The following is a 15174-nucleotide window of genomic DNA, read 5'->3' as shown; positions in this document are numbered from 1 at the left end:
GTTTGGCTAAAAGACGAGATGACACACCACTTAAGCACTGCTTGGCTAAGATGCACTTCAACTCACGACTATATTTGGACATGAAAGACCCCCAATAATTGGTGTCCAACTATTGGGGGTCAGTTCAGATACGGGGCTTTTTCATTAACTCGATTAGTCAAAGAATTGTATACAAATAAGCCTGAAAATTTTATTTGCTGTGAACTCATGCATAATCAATCGATTAACGCTTGCTATACTTTAACCGTCACAAACAAAAGGAAAAAGGATGTTCAATGTTAAAGTTTAAGCAAATCGCGATAACGGCTTCTCTTGCTGCACTGAGTACGAGTTTCTCTGTCGCTGCCGAAGGTACGTTCGTAACGATTGGTACGGGTGGTGTAACTGGGGTTTACTATCCAACGGGTGGGGCGATTTGTCGCCTCGTAAATAAGTCGCGTGACGAACATGGTATTCGTTGTTCGGTTGAGAGTACTGGTGGGTCTATCTACAATATCAATACGATCCGAGCTGGCGAATTAGATTTGGGTATCGCTCAGTCAGACTGGCAACACCATGCTTACAATGGTACCAGCCAATTTGCGGATGCAGGCCCGTTCAAAGAACTACGCGCGGTATTTTCTGTTCACCCTGAACCGTTCACTGTCGTCGCACGTAAAGATGCCAATATTAACTCGTTTGATGACTTGAAAGGCAAGCGCGTGAATATTGGTAACCCTGGCTCTGGTCAGCGCGGTACCATGGAAGTGCTGATGAAAGAGTACGGCTGGACGAATGATGATTTCAAACTGGTTTCTGAGCTGAAAGCTGCAGAGCAGTCTAAAGCACTGTGCGATAACAAAATTGACGCCATGATTTATACCGTTGGTCACCCAAGCGGTGCGATTAAAGAAGCTACCACCTCTTGTGACAGCAATATCGTCGCGGTTGAAGGCGCTAAAGTAGACAAGTTGATCGCTGACAACCGTTTCTATCGTGTCGCTACGGTACCTGGTGGTATGTATCGCGGATCTGAAAAAGATGTTCAAACATTTGGTGTTGGTGCAACTTTTGTCTCTTCAACTTCAGTATCCGAAGAAGTGGTTTACAACGTGGTGAAAGCGGTATTTGAGAACTTTGATGACTTCCGTCGTCTTCACCCGGCATTCGCTAACTTGAAGAAAGAAGAAATGGTGAAAGATGGCTTGTCTGCACCACTGCATCCTGGGGCATTAAAGTACTATAAAGAAGTGGGTTTGATTAAGTAGCCAGATTTTAGTTTTAATAAAAACATAAAAATCCGATGCCTATGCAGACATCGGATTTTTCTTTGTTATGACTGATAGCTATTGTTGATAGCTAAGGCCAAAACCATATTCGTACAAAGGATCGATTGAGTCGTATGGTACATCCTCATCTTGTTCTAATACGGCACTCCAGCTTGATGGCAACTCAAAAGGCAAATGTCCTTTCGGCTCTGCTACACCAGTCAGGACATCAAACATAGCATTGTCCAATGCGCCAAAGTTTGCCATTATTGCATCGGCGTTGTGAGCAACTTCAGTCAATATCGCCGGACGATCCAAATAAACAGACAACACCATAGGTATACCGGCATCGGTCACGGCCTGAATTGCCGTGAGATCTTCGCTGCCTGTGTAGCTGCCACCTAGATGATCCGTATCCTGAACCAGACTTGCTTCATTGGCAAAACCTAGCTGACCGTAGTGAACTGAGCCAAACGGATAATGCGGGTCAGACTCATACGGAGTATTCACCCGTACAATCGCGATATCGGCTTCAGCCGGGGTATCAACTACCTCAAATCCATACTCTTGAGCAACGGCCGCATTACTTTGGTACAGGTACACTTTCGGGTAGGTCTCTGCACTTAATGGCAATAGATCTGCTTCATTTTTCAATAAGACGTGTGAGCTGCTCTGTACCTGCTGCCCCAATTGCTGAAACTCGTCGTTGCCAACTAGTTCTAAAGCTTCATCCACATCAACATAAGGATCTTCAAACAGTCCTAGGTCAAATTTTTGGATAAGGATACGGTTAACAGACGCATTGATTTGCTCCTCAGTTACTAGTCCGCTATTCACTGCGGTTAGCAGATAAGAAGGATCATCGACCCCGCCAAACTGGTCAACGCCAGCATCAATGGCTTTTGCGTAACGCTGAGGAATAGTTAAGTCTTCAACTCCCCATGACATGCCGAAAGGCACAGACCACGGGCTAACCCCATTAGCAACTTCTTCATCACTCAATCCATTGATACAGCGGTCACCACAATCTTTGACAATCCCCCAGTCACTCAAAACCACGCCTTTAAAGTTATAGGTACCGCGTAACAAATCAGTGATGATCTGTTTGTTAAAGCCGAACCCAACCTCTTCGATGGACTCTCCCTCATACGTCAGACCTATAGGCTGGCCATAGTAGGGCATGACTGAGGCAACGTTAGCATCGAAGGCTCCTTCAAACGGAACGAGATGGTACTCGAAGTTACTGCCTGGGTAGATCTGCTCTTTACCCCATTGGTTGTGCGCATCGAAACCGTCTAGCTGCGGGCCCCCGCCAGCAAAGTGTTTAACTACCGTAATCACCGAGCCGTTATTCAGGCCATTCCCACCGTTCTGGAAGCCCTCGATATAAGCGCCCACCAGATTTTTTGCTACATTGTTGTCTTCGCCAAATGTTCCGGAAACCCTTCCCCAGCGAGGTTCTGTCGCGAGATCAGCTTGTGGCGATAGGGCCATTTGGATACCAACTGCACGATATTCCTGGCGAGCAATGTCAGCAAATTCCTTCACTGTTTCCGCATCATTGAGTGCTGCAAAGCCAAGTAACTCTGGCCATTGAGAGAACTCACCAGCGCTGACTGCGGTGGCTCCGGGATCATTCGTAAAGTGATTACGTGGGTCGGTACTGATAGTAACAGGGATGCCCAGGCCAGTAGATTCGGCTATTTGTTGCAGAGAGTTGTTATCCTCTGCTATCGCCTGTGGGTTTCCAGACATACGGGTGATAAAGGTGTTGACATAGTTGTCCAGTACTTTGGACATACTGTTGAAATCGACACGTCCCTCAGCGTCTAACGACAAGGTGCCGTGCATCATAATACCTACTTTTTGTTCAAGCGTCATGCGTGATAACAGATCTTTGGCTCGTGTTGCGCTATCCAGGCGCCAATCCTCGTATGGGGTTAGCTGGTTATCCCGGTTTAAGTCTTTGAACTGATATCCATCCTCGTTTATTAACGCAGTAGAGATATAACCTAGTGTGGCCTGTGTATGAACTGATTCGGTAGAAGAATCAGACCAGCAACCAGTTAGTGTCAGAGCTACAGCGGACGCGATAGCGGATAAGGTATATATTTTTTTCATTATGCCTCCAGAGATAAGCAGAGCTAAAATCTTATGGTCAGGATTTGCCTGTCGATAAAGACTATATAAAAAGCTTTCCTTACGGTTTTATCTCTAAAGAGCAATTTATTACCCTTCAGGTGCATGGATTAAATTTTGTGAGCATTCTCTCACTGCTAAGTAGTATTCATTTATGTTGCAAATTAATCTGTCTCAATCACAGAATAGAAAACAATATAATGAAATAATTTTCGCCTTAAAATTAATAAGTTTTCTAAGTAGATGAAAAGTGTATCAACGCAGCTTGTAAATGAAATCTGGAATCTGGTTCGGTATCAACTAGAAATGTCAGATAATCATATAACAAAACAGACTGGAATATATCATGATGAGTTGTTGGCTGAAAAAGGACGGATTGATAAGCAGCGTTATGGAAAATTACTCTCATTAACTGAGTCTTGTGGATTTCAGTTAGCGGATGAGGAAGAAAAGCCTTTAGTAACAATGTTTAAAAATCACCCAGATATGGTTAGTGCATTGCTGAATGCACCGACATTATATGATTCGCTCTGTTGTTTTAAACGTTACCGAGGTCTGATTGGCGAAACCGATAAGATGGAGTTTAGATTCGATAATGGTTATCTGTTAATTGAATATAAATCAGATTTTAATGATCTTTTAGGTGCCAAAGCGGCAGCGTATAATTTTTGGTTTATCGACGAGTTGGTCTCACAATATGACAGAGGAAACAGGGCTCTGCGAGAGGTTAAACTTAACGACGTATTAACCATTAATCAAATAGATGAAGTAAAAAAATTATATTCTGCAAGTTTTGATGTCGGTGAAAATAATATATATAAAATTGACCTTGAGGCCTTGTATCGACCGAATATAGAGCATAATTCGATATTGCAGCCGCATGTCATAACAAGGTTGGAATCTTCATTATATGATCTTCAGTCTAAAAATAACTACACGGATGAAATAATCAAATTAATTCAGGAGTATCTATGGGTGAATTCGGAATCTTCACATGGTGCGGATAAGCTGAGTCACTGGATATGTGAACGTTTATTTATAACACGCTGGACTCTTAACCGACGTCTGCAGCAAGAGGGCAGTTGCCTGACTAGTCTCTATACCTTAGTTCGTTGTAATGAGGCGCGTCGTCTGCTGCGGGATAATCAGAACTCCTTAATAACCATCAGTCAACAGCTCGGTTTTGCGAACCAGAGTGGTTTCAATCGCTTCTTCCGGGAGCACGTACAATGCACGCCTCTACAATATCGTAAGCGAATTACTAGCTACAACCACTCATGACGTACTCATCTATCCCAACCTCAGATTTCGATATTATAAGGCATAAACATCAATGAAAAAGTAGATTGTGATAAGCGTTGAAAAAACCGCAACGAATCCTCTCACGTGATTTGGGTTCAATTGACGTGATACACGGGCAGCGAGATAGCCTCCGACTAATGTTCCCGCCATTACTATGCTACCTTTGCTCCAGTCAATTGAGCCATTAGCGATGAAAACGACTATCGCGACCAGCGAAACAGAGGTCGATACGAGCAGCTTTAATCCATTCATTAGATTGATGTCCTGATGACCAGCGATCACCAGGTAACTCAGTACAATCACGCCTAATCCAGCATTAAAAAATCCACCGTACGCAGCGACGCCAACTAACAGAATGCCTAATGCGATCGCACCTAAAATACCCGCGTGTTTATGGCCTTTGGTTAAGGTTTTAATCGCCTGAGTTAAACGTGAGCCAAAGATAAACAGTAAGGTTGCAAATAATAGTAGCCAGGGAATCGCTTCCAAAAACACTGATTCAGGAATATTCAGCAACAGGTAGGCACCAACTCCACCGCCTACGAGACTTAAACAGATGGTAAACAGCAATTCTTGCTTATTCTTTAGGATCTCTTCTCTGAAACCTATCGCGCCACTGATGTAGCCAGCACAAGAGGCATACGTATTTGTGGCATTTGCGATAACGGGAGGAACACCAACTGCCATCAGAGCGGGGAAAGTGACAAAACTGCCACCTCCGGCAATAGAATTCATGATTCCTCCGATCACTCCGGCAGCAAATAACAACGTAAGTTCCAGCAGCATAAGTCTTCCTTGATTTTTGTTTTTATGTTGTATTTTTATGGCGTTAACCCTACTGAACTTGATGAAAGAAAGATAGTAGCGAAAGGTCAAAGAAAAAAGCCACCGGGCTGGTGGCTTTAGAAGTCAATCATGGGGGATGATTTATTGTTCAACTTTTACTGGTTGAGCTCGTAGCTTTTGGAACAGTTTCACAAACAGTGGGCTGCTCAGTACCAGTACTGCTAATACAGTAAAGGTTAGAGTAATAGGGCGTTCCCACAAGAAGCTCAACTCACCATCAGAAATCATCAATGCGCGGCGTAGGTTCTCTTCCATTAGACCGCCTAGGATGAAACCAAGCAATAATGGAGCAAGAGGGAAGTTCGCTAATCGGAGCGCTATGGCAGCCATCGCAACAAGCAGCATCACAAACACATCCATAGTATTGAACGAAACTAGGTATACGCCAGTGATTGAGAAGAACAAAATCATCGGAAGAAGTACGGTTCTCGGTACTGCCAGTAGTTTCGAGATGTACGGAATAAGCGGTAAGTTAAGAATAACCAGTACGATGTTGCCAAAGTACATAGAGATGATCACTGACCAGAATACATCCGGGTGCTCAACAAACAGGCGTGGACCAGGCTGAATACCGTAAGCGATTAATGCGCCTAACATGATGGCTGTCGTACCTGAGCCAGGAATACCCAGTGTCAACAATGGTACAAATGAACCGCTCGATGCGGCGTTGTTCGCCGATTCTGGTGCTACCAGGCCACGAATGCTGCCTTTACCAAACTCTTCCTTTTTCTCTTTTGGCGCAAGATTTCGTTCCAAGCCGTAGCTGAGGAATGCGGCAATCGTTGCGCCTGCGCCCGGAAGTACACCAGTAAAGAAACCAAGAATAGAAGAGCGAATAGAAACAGGTGCCACTTCTTTAATTTCTTCTTTGGTGACTTTCATTGAGCCGATGTTGCTCAGTTTGTCTTGCTCTTCGTCACTAGTATCTGCGGACGGTTTAAGAATACCCATCAACGTTTCACCCAAGGCAAAGGTCGCCATGGCAAGCAACAAGAAGCTAAAGCCATCCATTAAGTCAGTTAGTCCGAACGTAAAGCGCTCTACGCCCACGCCTTTATCGATACCAACGGTAGACAGCATCAATCCCAGAATGGTCATCATCCATGCTTTAATTACCTGACCTTTACCGGCGAATGCCGCTACCGCAGACAAGCCAAGAAGCATCAAAGCGAAGTAGTCTGAGGATTGGAAACTTAACGACACCTTTGCTAATGCAGGTGCTGCCACTAGCAACATAATCGCCGATAGTGTACCGCCAGTGAAAGAAGAGTAAGCAGCAAGTGCTAATGCTTTCCCCGCCTGACCTTTTTGCGCCATTGGGTAACCGTCAAATGCCGTTACCACCGTTGAAGAACAGCCCGGTGCGTTAATCAGAATTGAAGACGTAGAGCCACCAAATACCGCGCCGTAGTAAACGCCAGCCATCAAAATCAAACCAGAAGAAGGCTCTAGACCGTAAGTAATTGGGATCATCAACGCGATTGCCGAAATAGGGCCAAGACCGGGTAGCATCCCGATAAACGTACCGACGAAGCAGCCAACAATCACCATCATGATGTTCATTGGCATTACCGCAGTGGATAAACCTTGTAGAATTCCATCTAACATAACTCTTTCCTTTTCTTTGGCTACCAGATGGTGAAAATCAAACCAGGCTCAAGGTAGATATCTAAACCTTGAGTTAGCAATAAATAAAAGGCGATAACAAAAGGGAAAGAAGCGCCAAACAAAATGGACTTGCGTCTTTCACCAAGTAAGTAAAAGCCTGCTAGAAGGAACAAACCAGTCGCTAACACAAATCCCAGATAAGTTAGCCCAACGCCATACAATGCCATTAACACTAAGAACGAGATCAGCAGCTTCCAGTTAAACGTCAACACAGCACCATTTTTCTTATCCGGTTGGCCGGTGACTAACAATAAAAGTGCTAAACCGATACCGATGTACGTCAGAATTGTCGGCAACGTGCGAGCGGTGAACGGTTCATATTCATCACCGGGAAATAATGCGATTTGAGAAGTTTGGAAGCCGTAGCCCAGACAGAAAAGTAAAAAGATCATCGCACCGACGCGATCGCGGCAGAGCAAGTTTTCTTTGGTAAAAAAATTGGTTGAACGAGACATCTTCAACTCCTAACGAAGGTAGAAAAGACCGTATATGAGCGTTAATGAGTAAGATAATTCATTAACAATTAAGCATTTCGCTGCTAGTCGAGCCGCTTATCAATCTATAAACAAAGGAGTGTGTATGCCGAATTGTCGACAATGCCCATATACGGTGAAAATTAGAGTGCAAATGCAGATGGGGCTAACACCAAATCAGATGTAGTTACTGGTTTGGTATTGGAGAATTAGCCCCGTTTACTGTTTACTTCAGGTAACCAATTTATTTAAGGAAACCTAATTCGCGCATTAGATCGCCCATTTGTTTCTCTTGATCTTCAAGGAACGCGAAGAAATCTTTATCCGCTTTATAGTTGTCGATCCAGCCATTACGGTCACGAACGACTTGCCATTCATCGGTGTTGTACATTTTTGTGAATGCAGAATTCCACTCGTCGATTTTCTCTTGGCTTGTTCCTGGTGCTGCGAAGAATCCACGCCAGTTCGCAAAGACAGTTTCATTGCCGTATTCAGTGAGAGTAGGAATGTTTGGCGCCGCGTCTAATCGCTTAGGAGCGGTGATCGCCAGTACTTTAACTTGTCCAGATTTGGACATTTCAAGTACTTCACCTAAGCCGGTAGAGAGGAGTTGAGTTTCACCAGAAAGCAGCGCAGCCATCGCTTTTCCGCCCGCATCATACCCAATGTAACGGACTTTACGTGCATCAAAACCTTCGCCTTTAAATGCGGCCGCAATAACTAGGTGATCCATCGACCCACGAGCTGAACCGCCCGCAATCTTCACTTTGCGTGGGTTCTCTTCAAACGCTTTGACGACGTCTTCCCATGAGTTGTATGGTGAATCTGCGGACGTAACAATAGCGCCGTAGTCAGCAACGGTAGCTGCTACCGGAGTGAGGTCACGGAAAGATTGTGGGAAAATACCACTAAGAGAACGTACAACGATTGGCGTTGAGTTCACCATTAGCGTGTCTTCTTGGCGATCTGCGGTTTCAATCAAGTGGGCAATGGCTTTACCGCCGCCGCCACCAGATAGGTTTTGAAATGATACGGTTTCAACGATGTCTGATTTCACTAGTACATCACCAGTACCGCGTGCGGTCATATCCCAGCCGCCACCGGCACCACCAGGAATGAGGAAATGCATTTTTTCTACATCAGCGGCGAAAGCGTTGAATGAAAATGAAGCGGCGATGATAGATGCGGCGAGCGTTGGTTTGATTACCTTTAACATGTTCACGTTCCTTATGTGAGTGACTCTATTCTGTTGATGAGTCTTATTGTCGTTTCAGCTACGAATCTGAACTTTGTTGAAAGGTTAATTAAATGTTAACTGTGTGTCTTTAAAAGGTAGATAAAGAGAATATTGGGCATAGTGGCGATTTTGTTCATAAAGTTCACGGCCGGGGATAGGTGTCGGTTCATGCAAATTTGGAGTTAACACCTGATATCCTTACCATTAAAAAACCGTCGTACCTTGGCACGCTATTCAAACTCTAAAACGACGACTACACAACAAGCCACAGGCATACCATACCTAAATACTTATGTTAATACTCAGTAACTATTCTTAAAAATTAATCTTGTTTATAAAAATCATGCAGTTAGTTATGTAAAAGTTGTCGACAACTACGGAGGGATCTCAGAGTGATGGGTGAAAATTACGCCTTTATTGGGTTCATTTTCGACCTTCTAATAAGACCTTAGTCTAAATTGTCGACAATTATCTTGATTGTCGACACTTTGATCGTTTATCTTGTATTTAGGTTAAGGAATTGTAGACATTTCGGTGTCGTTGAATTGAGTGCTTGAATATGAACTCTGAGTTGAAAGCTCGTTATAAAGTGATAGCTTCTGAGAAAGAACACACTAAGTCTGAGACACTGACGGAGACTTTGATTGAAGTTATCGTGAACGGTGATGTTGAGCCGGGGAGTAAAATCTCAGAGCCAGAACTTGCTAGGAAATATCAAGTTAGTCGTGGCCCTTTACGTGAAGCGTTGATGCGTTTGGAAGGCTTGGGCCTAATTGAACGTATCCCGCATGTTGGAGCGAGAGTTACCACCTTTTCTCCAGAAAAGCTTATCGAACTCTACTCAGTGCGCGAAGCGTTAGAAGGGATGGCTGCACGACTTGCTGCTCGCCATATTACCCAAGAAGAGCTATTGAGTTTAGAAATGCTATTGTCGACACATTCGAAGCATATTGACCAAGTAGAAGGCTCTTCTTATTTCCACCAGCATGGTGACTTTGATTTTCACTATCGCATCATTCAGGCAAGCCGAAACAGCAAATTGATTACTTTGTTATGTGATGAGTTGTATCACTTACTACGCATGTATCGCTACCAGTCGCCACGTTCGCAATCTCGTCCGAATGAGGCACTCAACGAACACAAATATATTTTAGAAGCCATTCGTAATCGCGATGAAGAACTTGCAGAAATGTTAATGAGAAGACACATCTCTGGGAGTCGAAAACTCATCCAATCGCAGATTATTCATACAGGAACTGAAAGTTTAGACAAAGACTAGAAGGAATTCGTCATGAGCTTAACACCGGGGGCGAAGTTCAGACTCGCCATTGAACAAAACAATCCGCTACAAATTGTCGGTACCGTTAACCCATACTGCGCCATGATGGCGAAAAACCTAGGGCATCAAGCGATTTACTTGTCTGGTGGTGGCATTGCAAATGCTTCTTACGGATTGCCAGACCTAGGTATCACCACACTGAATGACGTGTTGGTGGACGTTAACCGCATTACAAACGCATGTGATTTGCCATTGCTAGTGGATATCGACACGGGTTTTGGCGGTGCATTTAATATCGCTCGCACGATCAAACAAATGGAAAAAGCGGGCGCGGCGGCAGTTCATATGGAAGACCAGGTAGCGCAAAAACGTTGTGGTCACCGCCCAAACAAAGCGATTGTTAGCCAGCAAGAGATGGTTGACCGCGTTAAAGCTGCGGTTGATGCGCGTAACGACGAAAGCTTTGTAATTATGGCTCGTACTGACGCTCTCGCGGTTGAAGGCATGGACAGCGCGATTGAACGTGCGATTGCTTGTGTGGAAGCGGGCGCGGACATGATCTTCCCAGAAGCGATGAACAAGTTGGATCAATACCTACAGTTCTCTAATGCGCTAGAGCAAGCAACAGGAAAGCATGTTCCTATCTTAGCGAATATCACCGAGTTCGGTGCAACGCCACTTTACGGTTGTGATGAACTGGCAAAAGCCAAAGTGGACATGGTGCTTTACCCACTCAGTGCATTCCGTGCCATGAACAAAGCCGCAGAAACAGTATACAAACACCTTCTAGAAGTAGGTAACCAGGAAGCGTTGGTTGATTCGATGCAGACACGTAAAGAGTTGTATCAACACCTGAACTACCACGACTACGAAGACAAACTTGACCAGCTATTCTCAGAAGGAAAATAGCGGGGAAGTAATAATCAAAGGAAGCCCAAGAAAAGATAATCGGAATTTATCAAATCCAATAACGTGAAACTTGTCTGGTGAATAAAAACGCTCCAAAGAGAGCAAAGCCAGACAGAAAAGGAGTTCAAACAATGCCTCAAACTGAAGCAAAGAAAGCAGAGTTAGGTGGTGCAGGCCTACGTGGTCAAAGCGCGGGAAGCACAGCTTTATGTACTGTCGGTAAAACGGGAACAGGTCTTACTTATCGCGGTTACGATATTACTGACCTTGCCAATAATGCTCAATTTGAAGAAGTGGCACACCTGCTGTTACGCGGTCACTTACCAAATCAACAAGAACTCGATGCGTACAAGACGCACCTATTGAGCCTTCGTGGTTTGCCAACGGAGCTTAAACAAGCTCTAGAACTTATCCCTGCGACTGCACACCCAATGGACGTGATGCGTACAGGTTGTTCTATGCTGGGTAACTTAGAGCAGGAAATGAGCTTTGATGAGCAACTGCAATCTACTGAGCGTATGCTCGCGCTATTCCCTGCAATCATCTGTTACTGGTATCGCTTTAGCCATGATGGTGTCCGTATTAACACGGAAGACGAGACTGAAGACAGCATCGGTGGTTACTTCCTGAAGCTTCTTACTGATAAGACGCCAACCGAACTGCATAAACAAGTGATGCACTGTTCACTAATCCTCTACGCAGAGCATGAGTTTAATGCGTCAACATTTGCGGCGCGCGTATGTGCATCAACATTGTCAGACATCCATTCTTGTATTACAGCGGCAATCGGTACGCTTCGTGGTCCACTTCACGGCGGCGCAAACGAAGCCGCGATGGAAATGATCGAAGATTGGCAGACGCCGGATGAAGCAGAAGCGAACATCATGCAAATGCTTGCCAACAAAGACAAGATCATGGGCTTTGGTCATGCGATTTATCGCGAAAGTGACCCTCGCAACGCGCTGATCAAACGTTGGTCTGAAGAGCTATCTAAGCAAGTGGGTGACACACATCTATATGCGGTATCTGAGCGTGTTGAATCGGTTATGAAGCGTGAGAAAGGTCTGTTCTGTAATGCGGACTTCTTCCATGCATCGGCGTACCACTTTATGGACATTCCAACCAAACTGTTCACACCGATATTCGTAATGAGCCGTTTAACTGGTTGGGCTGCACACGTGTATGAGCAACGCGCGAATAACCGCATTATTCGCCCAAGCGCTGATTACACAGGTCCAGAGCATCAGGAATGGGTGCCTATCGAAAAACGCTAGCGCGTGACTCCTTCCTCTGTGCGATTCTCTCCACATGGAGGAAGGAGTATTTCTCATCACTAAGGTGACTAGAACGACTACTACATCTCAAAAACAGTTCTCCAATCAAGTCTCCAAACAACTTTTCAAGAGTAACGTTTCTAGAGTGATGGGGAGAAGGCCAAGATGTACAGATTGAATGGAAGCAAATCATGAGCACAACTATTAATACCCAATATCGTAAGTCGCTTCCGGGGACTCAACTCGATTATTTTGATGCCCGCGAAGCCGTAAATACTATTTCTCCTGGAGCCTATGAAACGCTCCCTTACACCTCACGCGTTCTTGCCGAGCAGCTGGTACGACGCTGCGATCCAAACGTTTTAACCGACAGCCTTAAACAACTTATTGAACGTAAGCGTGATCTCGATTTTCCTTGGTATCCTGCACGTGTCGTATGTCACGACATCTTAGGCCAGACAGCACTGGTTGACTTAGCAGGCCTGCGTGATGCGATTGCGGATCAGGGCGGTGACCCTGCAAAAGTAAACCCTGTGGTTGAAACTCAGCTTATTGTTGATCATTCTCTCGCAGTAGAACACGCTGGATTTGATCCAGACGCATTCGAGAAAAATCGCGCGATTGAAGAGCGCCGAAATGAAGACCGATTCCACTTTATCGAGTGGTGTAAAACGGCATTTGAAAACGTCAGCGTTATTCCTGCGGGTAACGGTATCATGCACCAGATCAACCTGGAGAAAATGTCTCCAGTGGTACAAGCGAAGCAGGGCATTGCCTATCCAGATACTTGTGTAGGTACCGACAGTCACACTCCACACGTTGATGCACTTGGTGTTATCGCGATTGGTGTTGGTGGTCTGGAAGCAGAAACTGTGATGCTTGGCCGTCCTTCGATGATGCGCCTGCCAGATATTGTGGGTGTAAAACTGACGGGTAAACGTCAGCCGGGCATTACTGCGACCGATATCGTTCTTGCGATCACTGAGTTCCTACGTAACGAGCGTGTCGTCTCTTCTTACTTAGAATTCTTTGGTGAAGGCGCACGAGACCTGACAATCGGTGACCGCGCAACCATCTCCAACATGACACCAGAATACGGTGCAACTGCGGGTATGTTCTACATTGACGAACAGACCATCAACTACCTGAAACTGACTGGCCGTGAAGAACAGCAAGTCGACTTGGTAGAGAAATACGCAAAACAAACAGGCCTTTGGGCGGATGATCTTGATACTGCGGTTTACGAGCGCGTACTTGAGTTCGATTTGTCATCAGTAAGCCGTAACATGGCTGGTCCTTCAAACCCACACCGTCGCTTGCCAACGTCTGAACTGGCGAAGCGTGGCATTTCTGGTGCGTGGGAAGAGAAAGAAGGTGAGCTGCCAGATGGCGCAGTGATCATCGCTGCTATCACCTCTTGTACTAACACCAGTAACCCAAGAAACGTGGTTGCAGCTGGCCTTGTCGCGAAGAAAGCCAACGAACTTGGCCTTATTCGTAAGCCTTGGGTGAAATCGTCTTTTGCTCCGGGTTCTAAGGTTGCGCGTCTTTACCTAGAAGAAGCGGGCTTATTACCAGAATTAGAAAAGCTTGGCTTCGGTATCGTAGGCTACGCATGTACCACCTGTAACGGTATGAGTGGCGCGTTAGATCCAAAAATCCAACAAGAGATCATTGACCGCGATTTGTATGCGACAGCGGTACTTTCTGGTAACCGTAACTTTGATGGTCGAATCCACCCTTACGCGAAGCAAGCGTTCCTGGCTTCTCCACCATTGGTTGTCGCTTATGCATTAGCTGGTACGATTCGTTTTGATATCGAGCGTGACGCATTGGGTACTGACCAAAATGGAAAGCCAATTTACTTAAATGATTTGTGGCCAAGCGACGAAGAGATTGATGCGGTGGTTGGTAAACACGTTAAACCAGAGCAGTTTAATCAAGTTTACATCCAGATGTTTAAACTGGACGACGCAGCGCAAAACTCTAACCCGCTTTACGATTGGCGTCCGATGAGTACTTACATTCGTCGTCCTCCCTATTGGCAAAAAGAGGGGGAAGGTGCGCTAGCGGGTGAAAGAACACTGTCTGGCATGCGTCCTTTAGCGGTTTTGGGTGACAACATTACCACCGACCACCTATCACCATCGAATGCAATTATGGCGAGCAGTGCGGCAGGTGAATACCTAGCGAAGATGGGCGTGCCAGAAGAAGACTTTAACTCTTACGCGACCCACCGTGGTGATCATTTAACGGCGCAACGTGCGACCTTTGCTAACCCGAAACTGTTTAACGAAATGGTGAAAGAGAACGGCGAAGTGGTACAGGGTTCTCTAGCTCGAATTGAGCCAGAAGGTCAGGTTGTTCGCATGTGGGAAGCAATTGAAACTTACATGAACCGCAAACAACCACTGATCGTGGTGGCTGGAGCGGATTATGGTCAAGGTTCATCTCGTGACTGGGCAGCAAAAGGCGTTCGATTGGCTGGTGTAGAAGCAATCGTTGCTGAAGGCTTTGAGCGTATCCACCGTACCAACTTGGTCGGCATGGGCGTACTGCCACTGCAATTCAAACCGGGTGTAAACCGCAATACGCTAGAACTGGATGGTACTGAGCTTTACGACGTAGTTGGTGAGATTAAGCCAGGTGCTGATTTAGCCTTAGTTATTACACGCCGCAACGGTGAGAGAGTCGACGTTCCTGTTACCTGTCGCCTAGACACCGCTGATGAAGTTCACGTGTACAACGCGGGTGGTGTATTGCAACGTTTTGCTCAAGATTTCTTGGCACAATAAGGAGT

Annotated in this window: 11 protein-coding genes and 1 pseudogene; 6 read left to right on the top strand and 6 right to left on the bottom strand. The window is 45.5% G+C overall.

Features of this window, described 5'->3' with window-relative positions; all coding sequences use genetic code 11:
* Positions 1-82, bottom strand: a pseudogene (locus L3V31_RS22085) (helix-turn-helix domain-containing protein); the annotation flags it as partial.
* 193 nt (positions 83-275) lie between these two features.
* Between L3V31_RS22085 and L3V31_RS14990 the strand changes: the two are divergent.
* Positions 276-1247, top strand: coding sequence for a TAXI family TRAP transporter solute-binding subunit (locus tag L3V31_RS14990; RefSeq protein WP_237316981.1), 972 nt, complete (start codon positions 276-278; stop codon positions 1245-1247).
* 78 nt (positions 1248-1325) lie between these two features.
* Here the strand turns inward: L3V31_RS14990 and L3V31_RS14985 are convergent, their stop codons facing one another.
* Positions 1326-3368, bottom strand: a complete 2043-nt coding sequence (locus tag L3V31_RS14985; protein ID WP_237316980.1) for a glycoside hydrolase family 3 protein — start codon at positions 3366-3368, stop codon at positions 1326-1328.
* Positions 3369-3692: 324 nt separating this feature from the next.
* On the opposite strand from L3V31_RS14985, the gene L3V31_RS14980 reads away from it, so the two are divergent.
* Positions 3693-4667: a helix-turn-helix domain-containing protein gene (locus L3V31_RS14980; RefSeq protein WP_237316978.1), complete on the top strand. Its 975-nt coding sequence runs from the start codon at positions 3693-3695 to the stop codon at positions 4665-4667.
* A 33-nt stretch (positions 4668-4700) separates the two neighbouring features.
* Here the strand turns inward: L3V31_RS14980 and L3V31_RS14975 are convergent, their stop codons facing one another.
* From L3V31_RS14975 to L3V31_RS14960, 4 genes are all read right to left on the bottom strand, one after another.
* Complete coding sequence (locus L3V31_RS14975) at positions 4701-5474, bottom strand: sulfite exporter TauE/SafE family protein (protein ID WP_237316976.1); 774 nt, start codon at positions 5472-5474, stop codon at positions 4701-4703.
* A 141-nt stretch (positions 5475-5615) separates the two neighbouring features.
* Complete coding sequence (locus tag L3V31_RS14970) at positions 5616-7142, bottom strand: tripartite tricarboxylate transporter permease (protein ID WP_237316974.1); 1527 nt, start codon at positions 7140-7142, stop codon at positions 5616-5618.
* 20 nt (positions 7143-7162) lie between these two features.
* A complete protein-coding gene (locus L3V31_RS14965) occupies positions 7163-7657 on the bottom strand; it encodes a tripartite tricarboxylate transporter TctB family protein (protein ID WP_237316972.1) in 495 nt (164 codons plus the stop codon).
* A 262-nt stretch (positions 7658-7919) separates the two neighbouring features.
* Positions 7920-8891, bottom strand: coding sequence for a tripartite tricarboxylate transporter substrate binding protein (locus L3V31_RS14960; RefSeq protein ID WP_237316971.1), 972 nt, complete (start codon positions 8889-8891; stop codon positions 7920-7922).
* A gap of 580 nt (positions 8892-9471) precedes the next feature.
* Between L3V31_RS14960 and L3V31_RS14955 the strand changes: the two genes are divergently transcribed.
* From L3V31_RS14955 to acnD, 4 genes are all read left to right on the top strand, one after another.
* Positions 9472-10191, top strand: coding sequence for a GntR family transcriptional regulator (locus tag L3V31_RS14955; protein WP_237316969.1), 720 nt, complete (start codon positions 9472-9474; stop codon positions 10189-10191).
* Positions 10192-10203: 12 nt separating this feature from the next.
* Positions 10204-11100: a methylisocitrate lyase gene (gene prpB / locus L3V31_RS14950; protein WP_237316967.1), complete on the top strand. Its 897-nt coding sequence runs from the start codon at positions 10204-10206 to the stop codon at positions 11098-11100.
* Positions 11101-11231: 131 nt separating this feature from the next.
* Positions 11232-12374 carry a 2-methylcitrate synthase gene (gene prpC / locus L3V31_RS14945; protein ID WP_237316965.1) on the top strand — a complete coding sequence of 381 codons (1143 nt, stop codon included), beginning with the start codon at positions 11232-11234 and terminating at the stop codon, positions 12372-12374.
* Between the two features lie 191 nt (positions 12375-12565).
* On the top strand, positions 12566-15169 hold the full coding sequence (acnD, locus tag L3V31_RS14940; protein WP_237316963.1) for a Fe/S-dependent 2-methylisocitrate dehydratase AcnD: 2604 nt from the start codon (positions 12566-12568) through the stop codon (positions 15167-15169).
* Positions 15170-15174: the final 5 nt, after the last annotated feature.

Source organism: Vibrio sp. J1-1, from assembly GCF_021728395.1.
GTDB lineage: Bacteria > Pseudomonadota > Gammaproteobacteria > Enterobacterales > Vibrionaceae > Vibrio.
The sequence above is the reverse complement of the archived record's forward strand: the minus strand, read 5'-3'. Positions and strand labels throughout refer to the sequence as shown.

Coding starts and splice junctions, on each gene's coding strand:
- L3V31_RS14955 (WP_237316969.1), top strand. CDS start 9,472: ATGAACTCTGAGTTGAAAGCTCGTTATAAAGTGATAGCTTCTGAGAAA.
- L3V31_RS14980 (WP_237316978.1), top strand. CDS start 3,693: ATGTCAGATAATCATATAACAAAACAGACTGGAATATATCATGATGAG.
- prpC (WP_237316965.1), top strand. CDS start 11,232: ATGCCTCAAACTGAAGCAAAGAAAGCAGAGTTAGGTGGTGCAGGCCTA.
- L3V31_RS14990 (WP_237316981.1), top strand. CDS start 276: ATGTTAAAGTTTAAGCAAATCGCGATAACGGCTTCTCTTGCTGCACTG.
- L3V31_RS14970 (WP_237316974.1), bottom strand. CDS start 7,142: ATGTTAGATGGAATTCTACAAGGTTTATCCACTGCGGTAATGCCAATG.
- L3V31_RS14975 (WP_237316976.1), bottom strand. CDS start 5,474: ATGCTGCTGGAACTTACGTTGTTATTTGCTGCCGGAGTGATCGGAGGA.
- L3V31_RS14985 (WP_237316980.1), bottom strand. CDS start 3,368: ATGAAAAAAATATATACCTTATCCGCTATCGCGTCCGCTGTAGCTCTG.
- acnD (WP_237316963.1), top strand. CDS start 12,566: ATGAGCACAACTATTAATACCCAATATCGTAAGTCGCTTCCGGGGACT.
- L3V31_RS14965 (WP_237316972.1), bottom strand. CDS start 7,657: ATGTCTCGTTCAACCAATTTTTTTACCAAAGAAAACTTGCTCTGCCGC.
- prpB (WP_237316967.1), top strand. CDS start 10,204: ATGAGCTTAACACCGGGGGCGAAGTTCAGACTCGCCATTGAACAAAAC.
- L3V31_RS14960 (WP_237316971.1), bottom strand. CDS start 8,891: ATGTTAAAGGTAATCAAACCAACGCTCGCCGCATCTATCATCGCCGCT.